Raw genomic sequence first — 19,489 nt, forward strand, 5'->3', positions numbered from 1 at the left:
CTTCATGAAACTTCGCCGCCAACTTCTGCTGGTGAGCCTTGTCGCTCTGGCCCTGCCCTGGGCCGGTTGCCAATACCTGCGCCAGGTAGATGCAGCGCTTGCCCAGGGACAACTGCAAGCATTGGAAGCCACCGCAGCCGCTATTGCCGCACGCCTCGCCAGCGCGCCCCAGCTGATCGCCCCAGACCCTATGCGCCACTCTCGTCCACCGGGAAGCCAGCTGTACCTAAACCCTCTCCCCCACTCCCCGGTGGTGGATGGCTACGGGGATGATTGGCGCCCATGGGCGTTGAAACCCCGGGAACTTCTCAATGAGCAACTCACGCCCCAGGCCCAGGTCACACTCGGCCAGTTTACAGACCAGGTATATCTGCTGCTAACCGTGCGCGATAAGACGCCCGCCTACCGGGACCCTCGCACTAAACTGCTCGCGGGTGGCGATACGGTTGAAATCTTTACCAGCGGACGCAATTACCTGCTGCCAGTGGCGAGCCAGGGGCCCGCCGACGCGCTGTGGCACAACCCCCGTGAAGGGCGTTACCAGCGCGAACTGCGCCTGCGAGGGCGCTGGACCACCTCCCACGAGGGCTATCAGCTGGAACTCGTCCTCCCCTACGCACTGACCAACGGTGCCCTTTCCATTCGCGTCCAGGACCGCACCAGCAGCGCAGGCACCCCACCAGTACACAGTGCCGGCACCCTCCCGGCCGATGGACAGCCTGGGCGCCTGGTAGCCCCCCTAAAGGACCTCCAAGCGGAACTCGACCATTTCGCCCAACCCGGCCTGCGCCTGGTGGTCGTGGACAGCGAGGGCTTCCTGCTCGCCAGCACTGGTCAACCGCAGATAATCCCCCCGGCCGAAGACGAGCCCCGACCGTGGCTGCGCAGCTGGGTCTACCGTAAACTTCTCTCTAGGGAGGCATTAACAGAATTACCCAAAAATGCGCTACCCCTCACCAGTGATATTGGCCGCGATCGCGCAGGGCAGTGGTTTAGCGGGCCATTCCTGTCCCGTATCGGCGCGGTCAGTGTGCCAGTAATCACACGCGCCGACGAAGTTATCGAAAGGCCGCTGCTGGGCCGGGTGCTGGTTCTTCAATCCGCAGAAGCTATGCAATCGGTCACTGAAGGCGCCGCACATCGGTTGTGGCTAATCAGCTGCGCGGCAGCGGCAACTGCGCTGCTGCTCTTGCTCGGCTATGCCAGCTGGCTATCGTGGCGCATTCGCAAACTGCATCGCGCCGCACGCAATGCCGTAGACAGCAGCGGCAAACTGCGCGGTAACTTTCCCCAATCCACCGCCGCAGATGAGCTGGGCGCCCTCAACCGCGCCTTTGCCAGCCTGCTGGGGGAGCTGGATCAGTACCACCAGTACCTGCGCACCCTCGCCAGCAAGTTGTCCCACGAACTGCGGACCCCTCTCGCGGTGATGCGCTCCTCCCTAGACAACCTCTCTGCCTGTGAGCTGGATGAAGCCACCCGCCGTTATACGGAGCGCGCCATGGACGGCGGTGCACGCCTGTCCGGAATTCTTAATAGCCTCGCCGCAGCCAGCAATCTCGAAGCCAGTATTCACCAGGCCGAGCGCGAATCCTTTGACCTCGCCGACCTCCTCGATGTCATGGTTCAGTGCTACAGCGATGCACACCCCCACCACCGCTTCCGATTGGACAAGCCCGACGGCGAGCTCCCCTGCCTCGGGGCTCCGGAACTACTGGCACAACTTTTAGATAAACTGGTGGACAACGCCTGCAGCTTCGCCCCGGAGGACAGCGAAATTCGCCTTACAGCCCGTATCGAGGGCGGTGACTACCTGATCAGCGTGAGTAACGAGGGCCCGCTTCTGCCGAGCAACTACGCCCACAAACTGTTCGACTCGCTCGTTTCTGTACGCAAGGACGGCGATAACGCCGGACACCTTGGCCTGGGCCTACATATTGCCAAGCTGATCGCGGATTTCCACAGGGGTCGCCTGAAGGCCTGCAACCGCGCAGATAACAGCGGTGTAGAGTTCACTTTGCAGCTACCAATCCAGTAACCACCCTCTCAGTTTGAGGCCCAAAGCACTGGGCATCCCCGCAGATGGTTGACAAACAACCAGCTGTGCGGATAATGTCGCGTCCCGATCGGGCCCCAGGGCCTGTTAGTTACAGATTTACAGATTCCAGACAGGAGCAACCGGTGGCCAACTCACCTCAAGCGAAGAAACGCGCGCGCCAGAACGACAAGCGCCGCATGCATAACGCCAGTCTGCGCTCCATGGTGCGCACCTACATCAAGAAGGTAGTTGCGGCCATCGATGCAGGCGATGCTGAAAAAGCAAAAACTGCATACGCAGAAGCGGTACCCGTTATCGACCGCATGGCAGACAAAGGCATTATTCACAAGAATAAAGCCGCTCGTCATAAGAGCCGCCTGAACGCTCAGGTTAAAGCTCTGGCCGCCTAATCTCTTAGGCAGCAGACACAAAAAAGCCCCGCCGTGCGGGGCTTTTTTTGTGTCTGCGATATGGACATGAACTCTAGAGCAAGATGAGGTTATCCCGGTGGATCAACTCATCATCATCGCGGTAACCAAGCAAATCAATAAAGCGCTCCGATGACTGACCGAGAATCCTTGCGCTTTCACTACTGTCATAGTTCACCAGACCACGGGCGATCTCCCGCCCCGCGCCATTGCGACAAGAAACTAAGTCTCCCCGGCGAAAACGCCCATCCACCGCCCTCACCCCTACCGATAACAGACTTTTACCTCCATCACGCAGAGCCAGCTCCGCGCCATCGTCAAGAATAAGGCTACCACGCACCTGCAACTGCCCAGCTAACCAGCGCTTGCGTGCTGCGAGAGGGTCCGCCTCGGGTAGCAGCAAAGTGCCAAGAGGCTCCCCCCGCCACACTCGCGTTATTACCCTCTCCCTAGCGCCACCGGCAATCAGGGTACAGGCTCCGGAGCGCGCCGCCAGTTGCGCTGCGCGTACTTTGGTGATCATACCGCCCCGCCCGAGCCCACTACGGGAATCCCCCGCCACCTCCAGTAATTTAGGGTCCAAAGCGGAAGCTTCGGAGATCAGCTCCGCATCGGGGTTATCGCAGGGGTCCTCACTAAAGAGCCCATCGGCATCGGTTAAAATAAGTAGAGCGTCCGCCCCCACAAGATTGGCCACCAATGCCGCCAGGGTGTCGTTATCCCCAAAGCGAATCTCATCAGTGACGACCGTATCGTTTTCGTTAACGATCGGTATGGCACCCAGGGAGAGCAGGGTCCGCAATGTACTGCGCGCATTGAGATAGCGAGTTCGATTGGAGAGATCGTCGTGGTCAAGTAGGATCTGCGCACTGCGAATATCAAATCGACCGAAGGCCTGCTCATAGACCTGCACCAGGTGGCTCTGCCCCACAGCGGCGGCGGCCTGCAGCTGGTGAATAGACTCCGGTCTGCGACTCCACCCCAGACGATCCATACCCGCAGCGACAGCGCCAGAGGAAACCAATACCACCTCTATGCCACGCTGGCGCAGTTCGGCAATCTGTTCGACCCAACCAGATATGGCCGCACCGTTAACACCGCGACCATTATCAGTGAGCAAAGCACTGCCAATCTTAACTACCCAGCGCCGACCTTTCGCCAGCCCTTCGCGGGACACCGATATGGAGCCCATACTCCCCCCTGGACATTGGCCCCTTGGGACCTGGTCAAATCATTATTTATTGCCGATAAAGCCCTGGGAGCCGACTAAAATTCAGCGCGGCGGCACAGGTATGCCGCCGGCAGGGAAGTGACTAGTGACTCAGGAACGGTACTCGATATCGACATCGTGGTCGTCATCGTCCCAATCTTCATCATCATCCACAAGTCCTTTAGCGGCCTTGCGCTTGGCTCGATGACTTTCGCGCAATCCCTCAATCCGCTCGCGGGCCTCGCGCTGCATCTGGCGCTGCGCCTCCAGCTCCGCCTCGGCGAGCTCGGGGTCCCGTGCTTCCCGCTGCTGGCGCTCTTCCAAGTAATCCATCAAGCGGCCACTGAGTACATCGGTGCCCTCGCCGCGAATCGCCGCCACACGAAATACCGGCCCCTTCCAGTCCAGCGCATCCACAACAGACCGGCAGCGCTCTTCCAGCTCTGCAGCGGGCACCAGGTCAGTTTTGTTCAGCACCAACCAGCGCTCACGCCCGGCCAGAGTATCGCTAAAGGTAGCCAGTTCGCGCTCGATGGCGCGGGCATTTTCCACCGGGTCTGAGCCATCGAAAGGCGCCAGATCTACCAGGTGCAAAAGAACTCGACAACGGGTCAAGTGCTTGAGAAAACGAATACCTAAGCCGGCGCCCTCGGCAGCCCCTTCAATCAACCCAGGAATATCGGCGACCACAAAACTGCGATGCCTCTGCACCTGCACCACTCCCAGATTGGGCACCAAAGTTGTGAAGGGGTAGTTGGCCACCTTAGGCTTGGCCGCGGATACCGCTCTTATAAAGGTGGATTTACCCGCATTGGGCAACCCCAGCATACCGACATCCGCAAGCACCTTCAGCTCCAGCTTCAGGTTGCGCAGATCTCCCTCAGTGCCATGGGTAGTCTGACGCGGAGCCCGATTGGTACTGGACTTAAAGCGGGTATTACCCAGCCCGTGGAAACCACCCTGAGCCACTAGCAGGCGCTCTCCAGCCTCCGTCATATCACCGACAGACTCACCGGTATCCGCATCGATTACCGTCGTGCCCACCGGCACTTTCAACACCAGGTCCTCCCCTTTTGCCCCAGTACAATTTCGCCCGCGTCCAGCCTGACCACTCTCGGCTGCATAGCGGGGCTGGTAGCGGTAATCCACCAGGGTATTCAGGGCATCATCGGCTTCCAAGTAAACAGAACCGCCATCGCCGCCATCGCCACCATCTGGGCCGCCCCTCTCAACAAACTTTTCCCGGCGAAAGCTCAGGCAGCCGTTACCGCCCTTACCTGCCTGCACAGAGATGGGCGCCTCATCGACAAACTTCATAATTACTCCACCGCCACAGCGGTTGTCTCAACCGGTACGCAAACTCGCGTACCCTTATCATCATACCAGCCGACAAGCCGCCCCTCGCAGGCACCTGTCATCCCAACTCCACGCCGCCATAAAACCGCGACTTTTCCAACAAAAAAGCCCCGCAATAGCGGGGCTTTTTATGAAGCTTGGGCTAATGACCGCTTAAGCAGTTTCGATAGAAACGAACTTGCGGTTGTTGGGGCCCTTCACTTCGAACTTCACAACGCCGTCCGCCGTGGCGAACAGGGTGTGATCTTTGCCCATACCAACGTTAACACCGGCGTGGAACTTAGTGCCACGCTGACGAACGATGATGTTGCCTGCTGCTACAGACTGGCCGCCAAAGCGCTTAACGCCCAGGCGTTTACTCTCGGAATCGCGACCATTTCGCGTACTACCGCCAGCTTTCTTATGTGCCATGAGTCGTTACTCCTCTCTTATGCCTTGATGCCAGTGATTTTAACTTCGGTGTACCACTGACGGTGGCCCTGGCGCTTCATGGAGTGCTTACGACGACGGAACTTGATGATTCTCACCTTCTCGCCGCGGCCGTGGCTAACCACTTCAGCAGATATTTTAGCGCCGTCTACAACGGGAGCGCCGATGTTAATTTTGTCGCCATCAACGACCATCAGCACTTTATCGAAATCGATGGTTTCGCCAGTAGCTACTTCCAGCTTTTCCAGGCGAAGTACTTCGCCCTCTTCTACACGGTGTTGCTTGCCACCGCTCTCAAAAACAGCGTACATATTTCTATGCTCCGGTATGGACGACACGAAGCAGCGGCCGGACTATTTAGTCACCATTCCGCATTTTGGGAGCTTGCGCCGTGTTGTTAAACATCTATTCGCCGGTGGCGCCGCTGACTGTAAAGCCACGGAGCCCGCAATCGACGGGGCGCAGATTCTAATCAATTCGCCGGGTTGATACAATAGCAGCCCTCCGCCGCCCGACCCCTCGGGGGCGCCTGTCTAGTCGTATAAGGAACTCTCACATGCTGCCTTTTCACCGGGTCGCCGCCGAAGATTTTGCCGCGGTCAACCAGCGTATTCTCGACCAACTGCACTCGGACGTGCCCCTGGTGGAAAATATAGGCCACTACCTGGTTGAAGCTGGGGGCAAGCGCCTGCGCCCACTACTGGTGCTACTGTGCGCCCGCGCCTGCGGTTACCAGGGCGATCAACACCTAGATCTGGCCACCATCATTGAGTTTATCCACACGGCCACTTTGCTTCACGATGACGTGGTGGATACATCCGATATGCGCCGCGGCCGCCTCACCGCCAATGCCAAATGGGGCAATGCACCCAGCGTACTGGTCGGGGATTTCCTCTATTCCCGCGCCTTCCAGATGATGGTTGCCCTACAGGATATGCGGATCATGGCACTGCTGTCCGATACCACCAATACGATTGCCGAGGGCGAGGTGCAACAGCTCGTCAATGCCGGCGACCCTGCGGTAAGCGAGGATAACTACTTCACCGTTATCCACAAAAAGACCGGTGCCCTGTTTGAGGCCGCCTGCGAAACCGCCGCCGTTTTAGCCGACTGCTGCGAGAAGGAACAAACCGCATTGAAACTCTATGGCCGCCATCTGGGGCTGGCATTCCAGTTGGTAGATGATGCCTTGGATTACCGCGGCAACTCGGAAGAACTAGGCAAGAACGTCGGTGATGACCTGGCGGAGGGCAAACCTACCCTACCCCTGATCTATACCATGGCCAATGGTAGTAATGCCCAGGCGACCCTGGTGAGAGAAGCGATCGAACAACGCAACGCCGAAAAACTGGCGGAAATTGTCGAGGCCATTGAGGCTTGCGGAGCACTGGATTACACCATGGAACGCGCCCGGACGGCTGTGGATGAGGCCAAGGCCCAGTTGCAGTTTCTGCCGGAAGGCGAGCAGAAAACAGCCTTACAACAGCTGGCCAGCTTTGCTATCGAGAGAAGTGTCTAATTGATCCCGGTCGACGCCACAGGTTTAAACTGAGCCAAACCCTCAATAAAAGGCCCCGCCAGGCGGGGCTTTTTATTTCGAGGCATCGACCGCTCAAAAGCTGCTGTGAGACCGGCTGTGGCTTATGAGCGGATTAGCCCTAACAACTCTTCCGTCTTCTCGCGCATCAAGGCTTCGTCCCCGCGGGACTCCACATTGAGGCGTACTACGGGCTCAGTATTGGACATACGTAAATTAAAGCGCCAGTCTGCATAGGCCACACTCAAGCCATCCACATGCTCGACGCTCAGCGCATCCCCAGCATATTTTTCTTCCGCGGCTTTCAACAGCGCCGCCGCATCCTGTACTTTGGAGTTGATCTCGCCTGAACAAGGAAAAGCGGCCATACGCTCTCCCACCAGCTGAGACAGGGGCTTCCCGCTGCGGCTAACTAATTCGGCAACCAATAACCAGGGAATCATACCGCTATCGCAGTAGGCAAAATCACGGAAGTAGTGATGCGCACTCATTTCGCCACCGTAAATGGCGTCCTCTTTGCGCATACGCTCCTTAATGAAGGCATGACCGGTCTTACTTTGCACCGGCTCGCCCCCCGCCGCACGCACAATATCCTCTGTATTCCACAGCAGCCGCGGGTCGTGGACCACCTTGGCGCCTGGATTCTTCAGCAGGAAGGCCTCAGCAAGCAGGCCGACAACATAGTAGCCTTCGATAAAATCGCCATTTTCATCGAAAAAGAAGCAGCGATCGAAATCGCCATCCCAGGCAATACCAAAATCGGCGCCACTCTCCCGTACCGCCTCTGTCGTTGGGGTGCGGTTTTCCGGCAGGAGTGGATTGGGAATTCCGTTGGGGAAATTACCATCAGGCTCGTGATGCACCCGCACGAATTCAAACGGCAGATGGGGGGCAAGGACATCGACAAGGGCACCGGCACCGCCATTGCCCGCATTCACTACCAGCTTTAAGGGCTTTAAGGATTTGTTATTGATGTAGCCAAGCAGATGCTGAACAAAAGCAGCTCTGTGCTCGTAGCGCTGCAAGCTACCGCGCTCTGCTACTGGAGCAAAGCGGTTCTCTTCCGCCAGACGTTTAATATCTAGCAGGCCGGTATCACCGCTAATCGGGCTACTACCGGCGCGAACGAATTTCATGCCGTTGTAATCCATTGGGTTGTGGCTGGCAGTCACACAGATACCGCCATCAAAATCCCCATGGAAATTGGCAAAGTACACCTCTTCAGTGCCGCATTCACCAATATGAAATACATCTGCACCCGCATCGCGCAAGCCGTTCACGAGGGCATCCGTCAGCTCACCGCTAGTCAGGCGAATATCATGGCCAACCACCACACGCTGCGCTCCCAGGAATTGCGCGAAGGCGCGCCCCACCCGATAAGCCACATCGGTATTCAGCTCATCGGGCACACGGCCCCGTAGATCATAGGCTTTAAAGCAGGTCAGTTCTGACACTTATTTTTTCTCCTGGGCCGCCTGTTCTGGCAGATACACATTTTCATAGACGTGGTTGGTGGCCTCAATAAACCCCTCCACCGATCCACAATCGAAGCGTCGTCCTTTAAAGGCATAGGCCAGGACACAGCCCTGCCGCGCCTGAGTCAGCAACGCATCGGTAATTTGCACTTCCCCGTTTTTTCCCGGTGGAGTATCGCGAATAAGATCAAAGATATCCGGGGTAAGAATGTAACGACCAATAATCGCCTTGTTGCTCGGCGCATCTTCCGCAGCCGGTTTTTCCACCATGTCAGTTACTTGATAGAGGCCCGGTTTGATTTCATTGCCAGCAATCACCCCAAATTTGTGGATTTGATCCATGGGCACCTCTTCAACGGCAACAATGCTACAGCGAAACTGCTTGTACAGCTGCACCATCTGCCCAAGCACACCCAGGTCTTCATTCAGGCACAGGTCGTCCGCCAACACCACAGCAAATGGCTCATCCCCCACCAGACGGCGCCCCTGCAATATGGCATCGCCCAGGCCGCGCATCTCACCCTGGCGGGTATAGGAAAAACTGGCGCTGTCGATCACTTGCCGAACGGAATCCAGATAACGCTCTTTGCCGGTCCCGGCAATCTGGTGTTCGAGCTCGTAGTTGGTGTCGAAGTGATCCTCGATGGCACGCTTGCCGCGGCCGGTAACGAAGCCTATTTCGCTCAGGCCCGCCTCAATGGCCTCTTCCACGCCATATTGCACCAGCGGTTTGTTCACCAACGGCAACATTTCTTTCGGCATCGCCTTAGTCGCTGGCAGGAAACGGGTGCCGTATCCAGCAACCGGGAATAAACATTTCTTGAGCATTACGCCCCCCATAATTTCGAAACAAGCGCTCCCCCGCGCTCGGCGGGAATCTAACATAGCTAAAAAAGAGGCTCACTTACAAAGGATGACGTCAAATTCGTCCAGAGTGTCAGCGCTCGACACAATTGATCATATAAGATGTTGTGAAGGTAATTACTACGACAGTCACAAAAATAATTTTGCCTGACTGGACAAGCGACACACAGCCCTTAGAATGCCCGCTCTTACAAAAACGCTCAACATGAGTTGCGTAACCACCCAAAACCGGGGAAAAGATGAGTAATTTTGTTCAAAAAAGTAGCTACAACAGAGAGGAGCTACTGACCTGCTCCACTGGTGAGATGTTTGGTCCGGGTAATGCCCAACTACCCGCCCCCAATATGCTGATGCTGGATCGCATCACCCATATCTCGAAAGAGGGTGGCGCTTTTGATAAGGGAGAGGTGATCGCAGAACTGGATATCCAGCCCGACCTCTGGTTTTTCGATTGCCACTTTCCCGGCGACCCGGTAATGCCCGGCTGCCTGGGGCTCGATGCCATGTGGCAGCTGCTAGGCTACTTTCTGGCCTGGAAGGGTAACCCCGGCCACGGCCGCGCGCTCGGCTGTGGCGAGGTAAAATTTACCGGTCAAATACTGCCCACCAGTAAAAAAGTGACCTACCACATCCAGCTGAGCCGTGTTGTCGAGCGCAGACTCGTCATGGGGATCGGCGACGGCACAGTATCTGTGGACGGGCGCGAAATTTACACCGCTAAGGAACTTCGCGTAGGCTTGTTTACCCGTACCGATAATTTCTAACCTTATGAAACCAATACTGGTAGAAACCAAAAAGGCCTCTGCCAACAAGTCATGCTGGAGATCACTATGCGTCGGGTAGTCATTACCGGAATGGGTATCACATCCTGTATCGGAACCAACACAAAAGCCGTCACCGATTCCTTGAGAACAGGTCACAGTGGCATCCGCTTTCAGGAAGAGTACAGGGAGCTAGGCCTACGCAGCCAGATCGCAGGCCCGGTGGATATCGACTTCAAAGAACATATCGATCGCAAGCAACTGCGCTTTATGGGCGACGCCGCCGCCTACGCCTATATCGCCATGCGCGAAGCGATCGAAATGTCCGGTATGGAGGAGAGCGATATCTCCAATCCCCGCACCGGCATTGTGATGGGGTCCGGCGGCACCTCGACCCAACAAATTATTGATGCCGCGCATACCCTCAAAGAAAAAGGTGTTCGCCGCGTCGGCGCCTATCGGGTCCCGCAGGTGATGAACAGCACGGTTTCCGCCTGCCTCGCCACCCCCTTTAAAATCAAAGGCGTGAACTACAGTATTTCTTCCGCCTGTGCCACTAGTGCCCACTGTATCGGCCATGGGGCCGAGTTAATCCAGATGGGTAAACAGGATGTCATCTTTGCCGGCGGCGGTGAAGAACTGGCCTGGAGCCTGACCCACCTATTTGATGCGATGGGCGCACTTTCCAGTAAATACAATGATGAGCCCAGCAAGGCCTCACGCCCTTACGATGCCGATCGCGATGGGTTTGTCATCGCCGGTGGCGGTGGCTGCCTGGTGCTGGAGGAGATGGATCACGCCCTAGCCCGTGGGGCAACCATCTACGCCGAGCTTACCGGTTACGGCGCAACATCCGATGGATACGATATGGTCGCCCCCAGCGGAGAGGGCGCGGTACGCTGTATGCAACAGGCCCTGGCGGGCATGGATGGCAAGGGACTCCAGGGCGGCGTGGACTATATCAATACCCACGGCACCTCGACCCCGGTTGGCGATATCGCCGAACTGAAAGCTATGCGCGAGGTCTTTGCCGGCAAGGTGCCTGCATTTGCCTCCACCAAATCCCTAACTGGGCACTCCCTGGGAGCCGCCGGTGTACAGGAGGCCATCTACAGCCTACTGATGCTACAAAATAACTTTATTGCCGCCTCTGCCAATGTGGATAACCGCGATCCAGCGGCCGAGGGAATGGACCTGGTTACGGAGCTCCGTGAGTGCGAAATTAAACGCGCCATGTCCAACAGCTTTGGATTCGGTGGAACCAATGCCTGCCTGATATTTGACAAGATTTAAAACACGCAGGTGTGATACAAATAAAAAGGGCGCCAATCTGGCGCCCTTTTTATTTAGGTACAAAGAAGACTATTCCTGCCTCTCCGCATCCAGACGTTCCAGCCAGAGCTCGACTTGACGGGTAAGCCCCTGGCGCCAGCTATGCTGCTGGATACCAAAAACATCACGCAACTTGCCACAGGCTAATACTACCCCGCGGTCCCGCTGATCCGGCCCAGTCTCTAGAGCGCTAAACTGTGCAAACCGGCCTTCATCGTACAAAGATTGCGCTCGCTCCACGACTTCCAGAGCAAATTCCACGGCGGTGCAGCTGTCCGAGCTACCGTAGTGATAAACTCCCCGTCCCCCAGCACCGCTGGCCAACTGCTGCGCCACCGCCACAGTGACACGCGCCATGTCCAGGGCGGTAACCGGGTTGCCTTTATTGAGCCCGTCCAGAGCGACCGGCTCGCCCGCCACGAAGCCGCGTAACACCCGCCCCAGCAGGGCGTCGCGGTTGCTATCCACCATCCAACCAAAACGCAAAACAGTCAGGTTTTCAAAGCCAGCCAGGGCCTCCTCGCAGGCCAACCACTGCCGGCCACTGCGTGTCTCCGGTGCCGCCACCTCATCTTCGTCATATCTTCTCGGTTCGCCGCCGGCAAAGACGGCATAGGAGGAGAGGTGAATAATCTGCTGGTAACTTCCCTCAGCCAGCAACTTGGCTACCTGTAGAGACTCCGGCATCCCCTGATCATCGGCACAGGCCGAAGCATTGATAACGATAGAGGCCGAACGCAGCTGGTCGAGCTCATTTGGGCCAAATTGTTGCATGCGAAAACCGGCGCGCTGCAGACGTTTCTGCAGTGCGCCGTCAATCTCATTTCCGGCGCGAATGAGCGCAACCCGATCGGGCTTATACCCGGTATGTAGATCTGACACAGGACTCGCCTGTTTTAGAACGGAATATCGTCGTCAAAGCTGTTATCGAAACCACCGGCAGAGGCCTGATTCGGCTGCTGGGCTGGTTGCTGCGGGGGATTCGGTGCCTGACGCCCCTGGCCCCCCTGTGGATATCCACCTTGTTGGAAACCGCCCTGCTGCTCGTAACCGCCCTGACCTCCAGACTGCCCCATCTGACCACCCATACCAGCGGCGCCCATTGCAGCCCCGCCCATACCCTGGCCAAATCCAGCGCCCTGTTCACCGCGACCGTCGAGCATCTGCATCTCACTGGCTACGATTTCCGTCGTGAAGCGGTCCTGGCCAGAGGTTTTGTCTTGCCATTTACGTGTTCGCAACGAGCCCTCAATGTAGACTTTAGAGCCCTTGCGCAAGTATTCACCGGCAATCTCGGCCAGGCGATTGAAAAACACTACACGGTGCCATTCGGTACGTTCCTGCTGCTGGCCGGTCTGCTTGTCTTTCCAGCTCTCACTGGTGGCCAGACTGACATTGGTTACCGCACCGCCACTAGGCATATATTTGGTTTCCGGATCATTACCCAGATTGCCAATTAGAATTACTTTGTTGATACCCCTGGCCATGGCCCTCTCCTCTCCTCGACCCGGGTCTCCCCGGAGCAATAATCATTCAAAAGTTAATTACGATATAGTTTTACTCGCACCCAAAATGTGCGAATGCGCGGCCGCCATAGCAGCGACCGGTGTATTTTTGTACAGCAGCATACAACAGACATCGGCTGTTAGTAAGCACTACCCTCTCGAGCGCCCGGTGCGCGTTCACGCAGGACCCACCAGAGCAACATCCAAATCATCAGCACCGCAAAACCGAGCCCCGCCACCGCGCTAGCGCCACCGATTCCATACAGGTATCCAGCCAGGCTGCCGCCGACAAAGGTGCCAAAAAACTGCAAAGTGGCGTACAAACCCGAGGCCACACCGCGCGCATCCTCTGGCGCCTTGCGAGTCAGCTGTGCGGGCAACAGTGCTTCCAGTAAATTAAAGCCTGTGAAGAAAACACCTAGCAGCAGCACTACTGCTACAGATCCATTCACCGGCAGCAACGCTGCACTGCCCGCTACCAGGGCTACGCACGCGAGATTCAAAGCGAGCGATACCCTACCCGCACGCTCTGCCATGCGCATCAGTGGCAACATTACGATAAAAGTACCCAGCATCAGTGGGCCATACAGCTTCCAATGTTCATCCGCCGGCCAGTCCAAACGATTAATCAGCACCAGTGGCAAGGCCACAAACAACGCCGTTAACAACAAGTGGGAAAAGAAGGCCCCGGTAACCAAGCGCCAGGTAAGGCCGCTGCGGAGCACCTTGCGGAAACCTCCCCTAAATACCGCCGGGCGCTTTGCCACCTGAGGGGTCGGTACCACCCGCCAAACTAATAGCATACCCAGCAGAGCCAGCGCCGCCGTCAGCCAGAAGATCGCTGGCAGACCGCCGATACCCGCAAGTGCCGGGCCCAGTATGACCGCCAGCATAAAGGCCACGCCGATGGAAGCCCCGATCACCGCCATAGCGATGCCGCGCTTCTCATCCCGAGTAAGGTCTGCCACCAGAGCCATCACTGCCGCAGCAATCGCGCCACACCCCTGCAGAATTCGCCCGACAATCAGGCCGTACACAGAATCGGTCTGCGCAGCGACGATACTGCCGAGAGCAAATAGTGCCAGACCGGTATAGATAACAGGTTTGCGTCCCCAGCGATCGGACAAAAGTCCAAGTGGGATTTGTAACAGGGCCTGACTCAGACCGTAGGCACCCATCGCCAGCCCCAGCAGCATCGGTGTGCTGTCGCGATAATCCTCACCATAAACTGTGAGCACCGGCAGCACCATAAACAGGCCGAGCATACGAAAGACATAAAGGGAAGCCAGGCCACCCAGGGCTCGGCGCTCGATGGAATTCATGCAGCTCCCGGAACAGCGTCAAATTGGGCGCGCATTGTACAGTGAGTGAGCGCCGGGCTGTAGCAGAAGCTGCACAACTTTCGCCGACGGCGCCTAGCCGCGGCCATAGTCGTCATCAAAGCGAACGATATCGTCTTCCCCCAGATAACTCCCAGACTGCACCTCGATAAGCTCCAGCGGGATAGTCCCCGGGTTCTCCAAGCGGTGCGCCACACCCAGGGGGATATACGTGGACTGATTTTCTGTAAGCAGAAGCTCCTCATCACCACGAGTGACCCTTGCGGTGCCACTCACCACTATCCAGTGCTCGGCGCGATGATGATGCATCTGCAGTGAAAGCTGCTGCCCCGGCTTGACCACGATACGCTTGACCTGAAAGCGCGGCCCGGCGTCAATAGAATCGTAGTAACCCCAGGGCCTGTACACCTTGCGGTGCCTCTGGGCCTCGGTGCGGCCGGAGCGTTTGAGACTACCCACCAGTTTCTTTACCTCCTGCACCCGCTGCTTATCGGCGATCAGCAGGGCATCGTCGGTGTCCACCACCACCAGATCCCGCACCCCCAACAAGCTGACCAAGCGACTCTCCGCGCGCACCAGGCAGTCATTACTGTCTTCCAGCAGCACATCCCCCTGTAGCAGGTTGTTATCGGCATCCCGCTCGGCCAGCTCCCAGAGCCCCAACCAGGAGCCCACATCGCTCCAGCCCGCATCCATAGAGACCACTGCGGCCGACTCCGTAGGTTCCATTACGGCATAATCCACCGACTCATCCGCACAGGCGGCAAAAGCCGTTTTATCCACCCGGGTAAAATCCAGGTCCCGCGCCGATCGCTCATAGGCATTTCGGCAGGCACTGAGAATATCTTCGCGATGTTGCCCCAACTCTTCCAGATAGCGGGAAGCTCGGAACAGAAACATGCCGCTATTCCAGGAATACTCACCGCGAGCCAGATAGGACTCCGCAGTGTTGGCATCCGGCTTCTCAACAAACTCCGCTACTTTCCAGGCATCAGCGGATAGCGCCTCACCACGGCGAATATAGCCGTAGCCGATCTCGGCCCGCGTCGGCACAATACCGAAGGTCACCAAATGCCCCTGCTCCGCCAAAGTTCGAGCAGGCTTTACCGCCTGCTGAAAAGCCGCAACATCTGCCACCGTATGATCGGCCGGCAGCACCAGCAAAAGTGGATCTTCACCAGATTCCAGTGCCGCCAGAGCAGCCAGAGCGATAGCCGGTGCCGTATTGCGCGCGCAGGGTTCCAGCAGGATGGATTGAGCCCCGTGACCGATTTCGCGCAGCTGCTCCGCGGCGGCAAAGCGATGCTCCTCATTGCACACTAAAATCGGAGCCTGTAGCTGTGTCACTCCCTCTAGCCGCCTTGCGGTGGCTTGCAGCATGGTTTCATCACCAGTCAGCGGCAAAAACTGCTTTGGGTAGGCTTCACGGGACAGTGGCCACAGGCGCGAACCTGTGCCACCGCAAAGAATTACAGGAATCATCGGTATTATCTGTTCATCGGTTGGTTTTTTGCGGTAGGCGATTTTGGCACATTGGGTCGCGAGTTTATACTTGCCTGTTTTTCCGGCACCGCAGTTGTGATCGCCCCGCGCGGAGCAAGTCCGAGACCCGGCCCAGTATTAACAGCAATATAGGTAGAGCGTGGACACGATTTATGTAAGGGGTGCCCGCACCCACAACTTGAAAAATATCGATCTAGACATCCCGCGCGACAAGTTGATCGTGATTACCGGACTGTCTGGTTCCGGAAAATCTTCCCTGGCCTTTGATACCCTCTATGCCGAGGGCCAACGCCGCTATGTGGAATCCCTCTCCACCTATGCCCGCCAGTTTCTGTCGATGATGGAAAAGCCGGATGTGGATACCGTAGAGGGGCTGTCGCCGGCGATCTCTATCGAACAGAAATCCACCTCTCACAATCCACGCTCCACAGTGGGCACTATTACCGAGATATACGACTACCTCAGACTGCTGTTCGCCCGCGTCGGCGAGCCCCGTTGTCCAGAGCACGATGAGCCGCTGCAAGCCCAGACCGTAAGCCAGATGGTGGATCAGGTACTGGCCCTACCGGAGGGCTCCAAACTGATGCTGCTGGCACCGGTGGTTCGAGACCGCAAAGGTGAACACCAGCATGTGTTCGAACAACTGCGTCGCGATGGCTTTGTGCGTGCACGTATTGATGGGGTTATCTGCGATCTGGACGACACCCCCAAGCTGGACAAACGCCGCAAACACTCTGTGGAGGTGGTCGTTGATCGCTTCAAAGTGCGCGAGGACTTACAGCTCCGCTTGGCAGAGTCCTTCGAAACTGCCCTGAATCTCACGGACGGTATCGCCGCTATCAGCTTTATGGATGGCGATCAGGAAGAGCGACTCTTCTCCGCCCGCCACGCCTGCCCGGTCTGTGACTATTCGCTGGACGAGCTGGAACCGCGCCTATTCTCTTTCAACAATCCCGCTGGTGCCTGCCCCAGCTGTGACGGACTGGGGGTAAAGCAGTTCTTCGATGAGGACAAGGTGATTCTCGACCCGGAGAGCAGTATCTCTGAGGGCGCCATTCGCGGTTGGGATCGTCGCAATATCTACTACTACCATATGCTTGACTCCCTCGCCGAACACTACGGGTTCGACCTCGACAAGCCGTGGAAAAAGCTGCGCAAAGGACACCGCAAAGTGATCCTGGAAGGCAGCGGCGATGAAGAAATTGACTTCAGTTACGTCAACGACCGCGGCGATGTCACTGTGCGACAACATACTTTCGAAGGCATTATCCCCAACTTCCAACGCCGCTACCGGGATACCGAGTCCCAATCTGTGCGCGAAGAGCTGGCCAAATACCTGAGCTCACAAAAGTGCCCCGAATGCCAAGGCACTCGCCTGCGCCGCGAAGCCCGCCATGTATTTGTGGATAACCGCACCCTCGCACAAATCACCGAGCTGCCGGTGGGCGACGCCTTCAATTATTTCGATCACGAACTGACCTTTAAAGGCGCGCAGAAAGAAATCGCCGATAAAATTCTTAAGGAGCTGCGTGACCGCTTCCGCTTTCTGGTGGATGTGGGCCTCAACTACCTGACCCTAAATCGCAGCGCCGAAACGCTTTCCGGGGGGGAGGCACAGCGTATCCGCCTAGCCAGTCAGATCGGCGCTGGCCTAGTGGGGGTCATGTATATCCTCGATGAACCTTCTATTGGCCTGCACCAACGTGATAATGAGCGCCTACTGAATACCCTCACCCACTTGCGTGATATCGGCAACACTGTAATCGTGGTGGAACATGACGAAGACGCCATTCGCAGCGCCGATTATATTGTCGATATCGGCCCCGGTGCCGGGGTACACGGCGGTGAAGTTGTCGCCGCAGGTACCGCGGATAAAATCGTCAAGTGCAAAAAATCCCTCACCGGCCAGTACCTCTCTGGCAAAAAGAAAATTGCCATACCGGAAGAGCGCTATATTGCCAACCCCGACTATATGCTGCGACTCGAAGGGGCCAGTGGCAATAACTTGCAAAACGTAGACTTGGAAATTCCAGTTGGTCTCTTCACCTGTGTAACTGGCGTTTCCGGCTCCGGCAAGTCCACCCTCATCAACACCACACTCTACCCACTTGCAGCTACAGCACTGAACAAAGCCACCACCCTAAAGGCCTCACCCTACGAAGCTGTGCATGGAATGGAGCACTTTGATAAATGTGTAGATATAGACCAGAGCCCTATCGGGCGCACGCCCCGATCCAACCCTGCCACTTACACCGGTATTTTTACGCCAATTCGCGACCTCTTTGCCGGCACCCAGGAAGCCCGCTCCCGCGGCTATAAACCGGGGCGTTTCAGCTTTAACGTCAAGGGCGGCCGCTGTGAAGCCTGCCAGGGCGACGGCGTGATCAAGGTTGAAATGCACTTCCTACCGGATATCTATGTGCCCTGTGATACCTGCCATGGAAAGCGTTATAACCGCGAGACCTTAGAGGTGCACTACAAAGGCAAGAATATCCATGAAGTACTGGATATGACAGTCGAAGATGCCAGGGAATTTTTCGATCCAGTCCCCACGATTGCCAAGAAACTGCAAACATTAATAGATGTGGGACTCTCGTATATCAAACTGGGCCAAGCGGCCACTACTCTCTCGGGCGGCGAAGCACAACGGGTGAAACTCTCCCGTGAGCTATCCAAACGCGATACCGGGCAAACCTTATATATCCTCGACGAACCCACAACCGGTTTGCACTTTGCCGATATTCAATTATTACTGGACGTTCTGCACCGCCTGCGCGATCACGGGAATACGATTGTTGTTATCGAGCACAATTTAGACGTGATAAAAACCGCAGACTGGATCGTGGACCTAGGTCCTGAAGGCGGTTCTGGTGGCGGGCAAATTATTGCAGCGGGTACACCTGAGGACGTCTCAGATATGGATGTATCCCATACCGGGCGCTTTTTAAAAGCGATGCTTAATTAGTTGAACAAGAAAGGAGGTCGACTTAAAAGCCGGCATCCTTTCTTATCGGTTTGTTTGAGAAAAATTACTGGATAGGTTCGACAAGATATGAGGTTTTTTAATCGCGACCGTTTAAATTTAGTTATCGCTATAAGCGCCATTATGATTTCTCTGGCTTCGTTTTATGCCACTTATTTACAAGCTAGGGCTGCCAACCAGCAGGTCAAAGTAATGACGATGCCAGTCATTCAGTTTAGCCATGGCAACTATGACGAAGAGAGCAATCAAAACAAAATCACCTTTAATTTCCACAACGCTGGGTCCGGACCTGCAATTCTAAAATCCGTTAACTTCAACTACAAAAATACAGATTACTCTAGCACCCATGATTTTCTAAGAGCCTGCTGCCGAGAAGAATATAAAACAATGCTGGACACATTTAATAAAAGGCTTGCCACTCATCACCCGCCCCTTGATGACGGCTTCGAAATTTCAGCGGAAATAAATGAAGTTATTGTTCCCGCACAATCAGAGTATCCTTTCTATTCCTTAAGCCGTGGCACTGCAACTTCTGAACTATGGAAAAAGCTCGACAGAGAGAGATGGAGTCTTTCAATTTCTGCCTGTTTCTGTTCCCCACTGGGAAATTGCTATGAATCAAACTCAAAAAAAATATCTACGGAAGTGGACCACTGCCCCAGCAATCAACAGTTACACAGCAGGTAATTTCTCAGAAATAAAACCGACTTAAATATAAGCAGGATGCT

Annotated in this window: 17 protein-coding genes; 7 read left to right on the top strand and 10 right to left on the bottom strand. The window is 56.3% G+C overall.

The annotated features are described in order from the left end of the window. The first annotated feature begins 4 nt into the window (after nt 1-4). Complete coding sequence (locus tag ACCI51_RS14755; RefSeq protein ID WP_371844291.1) at nt 5-2,038, top strand: ATP-binding protein; 2,034 nt, start codon at nt 5-7, stop codon at nt 2,036-2,038. A 143-nt stretch (nt 2,039-2,181) separates the two neighbouring features. After that, complete coding sequence (gene rpsT, locus ACCI51_RS14760; RefSeq protein ID WP_020411431.1) at nt 2,182-2,448, top strand: 30S ribosomal protein S20; 267 nt, start codon at nt 2,182-2,184, stop codon at nt 2,446-2,448. A 73-nt stretch (nt 2,449-2,521) separates the two neighbouring features. Here rpsT and proB read toward each other — a convergent pair whose 3' ends face one another. From proB to rplU, 4 genes are all read right to left on the bottom strand, one after another. Continuing rightward, nucleotides 2,522-3,658 carry a glutamate 5-kinase gene (proB, locus tag ACCI51_RS14765; protein WP_371844293.1) on the bottom strand — a complete coding sequence of 379 codons (1,137 nt, stop codon included), beginning with the start codon at nt 3,656-3,658 and terminating at the stop codon, nt 2,522-2,524. 129 nt (nt 3,659-3,787) lie between these two features. Then, a complete protein-coding gene (gene cgtA / locus ACCI51_RS14770) occupies nt 3,788-4,993 on the bottom strand; it encodes an Obg family GTPase CgtA (protein WP_371844294.1) in 1,206 nt (401 codons plus the stop codon). Between the two features lie 192 nt (nt 4,994-5,185). Further along, nucleotides 5,186-5,443 (bottom strand): 50S ribosomal protein L27, encoded by a 258-nt coding sequence (rpmA, locus tag ACCI51_RS14775; protein WP_073277572.1) that lies wholly within the window; start codon nt 5,441-5,443, stop codon nt 5,186-5,188. Between the two features lie 17 nt (nt 5,444-5,460). Next, a complete protein-coding gene (gene rplU / locus ACCI51_RS14780; RefSeq protein ID WP_299584208.1) occupies nt 5,461-5,772 on the bottom strand; it encodes a 50S ribosomal protein L21 in 312 nt (103 codons plus the stop codon). A 245-nt stretch (nt 5,773-6,017) separates the two neighbouring features. On the opposite strand from rplU, the gene ispB reads away from it, so the two are divergent. Next, nucleotides 6,018-6,980 (top strand): octaprenyl diphosphate synthase, encoded by a 963-nt coding sequence (ispB, locus tag ACCI51_RS14785; protein ID WP_299584205.1) that lies wholly within the window; start codon nt 6,018-6,020, stop codon nt 6,978-6,980. Between the two features lie 122 nt (nt 6,981-7,102). Here the strand turns inward: ispB and ACCI51_RS14790 are convergent, their stop codons facing one another. After that, nucleotides 7,103-8,452 (bottom strand): phosphohexomutase domain-containing protein, encoded by a 1,350-nt coding sequence (locus tag ACCI51_RS14790; RefSeq protein ID WP_299584202.1) that lies wholly within the window; start codon nt 8,450-8,452, stop codon nt 7,103-7,105. Next, nucleotides 8,453-9,301, bottom strand: coding sequence for a UTP--glucose-1-phosphate uridylyltransferase GalU (gene galU, locus ACCI51_RS14795; protein WP_299584199.1), 849 nt, complete (start codon nt 9,299-9,301; stop codon nt 8,453-8,455). A 275-nt stretch (nt 9,302-9,576) separates the two neighbouring features. On the opposite strand from galU, the gene fabA reads away from it, so the two are divergent. After that, a complete protein-coding gene (gene fabA / locus ACCI51_RS14800; RefSeq protein WP_299584196.1) occupies nt 9,577-10,101 on the top strand; it encodes a 3-hydroxyacyl-[acyl-carrier-protein] dehydratase FabA in 525 nt (174 codons plus the stop codon). A gap of 66 nt (nt 10,102-10,167) precedes the next feature. Beyond that, nucleotides 10,168-11,391 (top strand): beta-ketoacyl-ACP synthase I, encoded by a 1,224-nt coding sequence (gene fabB / locus ACCI51_RS14805; RefSeq protein WP_299584193.1) that lies wholly within the window; start codon nt 10,168-10,170, stop codon nt 11,389-11,391. A gap of 69 nt (nt 11,392-11,460) precedes the next feature. Here the strand turns inward: fabB and ACCI51_RS14810 are convergent, their stop codons facing one another. From ACCI51_RS14810 to ACCI51_RS14825, 4 genes are all read right to left on the bottom strand, one after another. Next, nucleotides 11,461-12,312, bottom strand: a complete 852-nt coding sequence (locus tag ACCI51_RS14810; protein WP_299584190.1) for a sugar nucleotide-binding protein — start codon at nt 12,310-12,312, stop codon at nt 11,461-11,463. A gap of 14 nt (nt 12,313-12,326) precedes the next feature. Beyond that, nucleotides 12,327-12,917 (bottom strand): single-stranded DNA-binding protein, encoded by a 591-nt coding sequence (ssb, locus tag ACCI51_RS14815; RefSeq protein ID WP_299584186.1) that lies wholly within the window; start codon nt 12,915-12,917, stop codon nt 12,327-12,329. A gap of 158 nt (nt 12,918-13,075) precedes the next feature. Continuing rightward, complete coding sequence (locus tag ACCI51_RS14820) at nt 13,076-14,257, bottom strand: MFS transporter (RefSeq protein WP_299584183.1); 1,182 nt, start codon at nt 14,255-14,257, stop codon at nt 13,076-13,078. A 93-nt stretch (nt 14,258-14,350) separates the two neighbouring features. Continuing rightward, the gene (locus tag ACCI51_RS14825) at nt 14,351-15,757 is read right to left on the bottom strand and encodes a mannose-1-phosphate guanylyltransferase/mannose-6-phosphate isomerase (protein WP_371844297.1); all 1,407 of its coding nucleotides are present in this window, start codon (nt 15,755-15,757) and stop codon (nt 14,351-14,353) included. Nucleotides 15,758-15,917: 160 nt separating this feature from the next. Between ACCI51_RS14825 and uvrA the strand changes: the two genes are divergently transcribed. Continuing rightward, entirely contained in the window at nt 15,918-18,743 is a 2,826-nt protein-coding gene (uvrA, locus tag ACCI51_RS14830) for an excinuclease ABC subunit UvrA (protein ID WP_299584178.1), read from the top strand. A gap of 87 nt (nt 18,744-18,830) precedes the next feature. Further along, entirely contained in the window at nt 18,831-19,448 is a 618-nt protein-coding gene (locus ACCI51_RS14835) for a hypothetical protein (RefSeq protein WP_299584175.1), read from the top strand. The last annotated feature ends 41 nt before the right edge of the window (nt 19,449-19,489 follow it).

Source organism: Microbulbifer echini (genome assembly GCF_041447225.1).
Taxonomy (GTDB): Bacteria; Pseudomonadota; Gammaproteobacteria; order Pseudomonadales; family Cellvibrionaceae; genus Microbulbifer; species Microbulbifer echini.

Excerpts from the sequence above, each read along its gene's own strand:
- ACCI51_RS14755 (WP_371844291.1), top strand. The coding sequence starts at position 5 with ATGAAACTTCGCCGCCAACTTCTGCTGGTGAGCCTTGTCGCTCTGGCC.
- proB (WP_371844293.1), bottom strand. The coding sequence starts at position 3,658 with ATGGGCTCCATATCGGTGTCCCGCGAAGGGCTGGCGAAAGGTCGGCGC.
- cgtA (WP_371844294.1), bottom strand. The coding sequence starts at position 4,993 with ATGAAGTTTGTCGATGAGGCGCCCATCTCTGTGCAGGCAGGTAAGGGC.
- rpmA (WP_073277572.1), bottom strand. The coding sequence starts at position 5,443 with ATGGCACATAAGAAAGCTGGCGGTAGTACGCGAAATGGTCGCGATTCC.
- rplU (WP_299584208.1), bottom strand. The coding sequence starts at position 5,772 with ATGTACGCTGTTTTTGAGAGCGGTGGCAAGCAACACCGTGTAGAAGAG.
- ispB (WP_299584205.1), top strand. The coding sequence starts at position 6,018 with ATGCTGCCTTTTCACCGGGTCGCCGCCGAAGATTTTGCCGCGGTCAAC.
- galU (WP_299584199.1), bottom strand. The coding sequence starts at position 9,301 with ATGCTCAAGAAATGTTTATTCCCGGTTGCTGGATACGGCACCCGTTTC.
- fabA (WP_299584196.1), top strand. The coding sequence starts at position 9,577 with ATGAGTAATTTTGTTCAAAAAAGTAGCTACAACAGAGAGGAGCTACTG.
- fabB (WP_299584193.1), top strand. The coding sequence starts at position 10,168 with ATGCGTCGGGTAGTCATTACCGGAATGGGTATCACATCCTGTATCGGA.
- ssb (WP_299584186.1), bottom strand. The coding sequence starts at position 12,917 with ATGGCCAGGGGTATCAACAAAGTAATTCTAATTGGCAATCTGGGTAAT.
- ACCI51_RS14820 (WP_299584183.1), bottom strand. The coding sequence starts at position 14,257 with ATGAATTCCATCGAGCGCCGAGCCCTGGGTGGCCTGGCTTCCCTTTAT.
- ACCI51_RS14825 (WP_371844297.1), bottom strand. The coding sequence starts at position 15,757 with ATGATTCCTGTAATTCTTTGCGGTGGCACAGGTTCGCGCCTGTGGCCA.
- ACCI51_RS14835 (WP_299584175.1), top strand. The coding sequence starts at position 18,831 with ATGAGGTTTTTTAATCGCGACCGTTTAAATTTAGTTATCGCTATAAGC.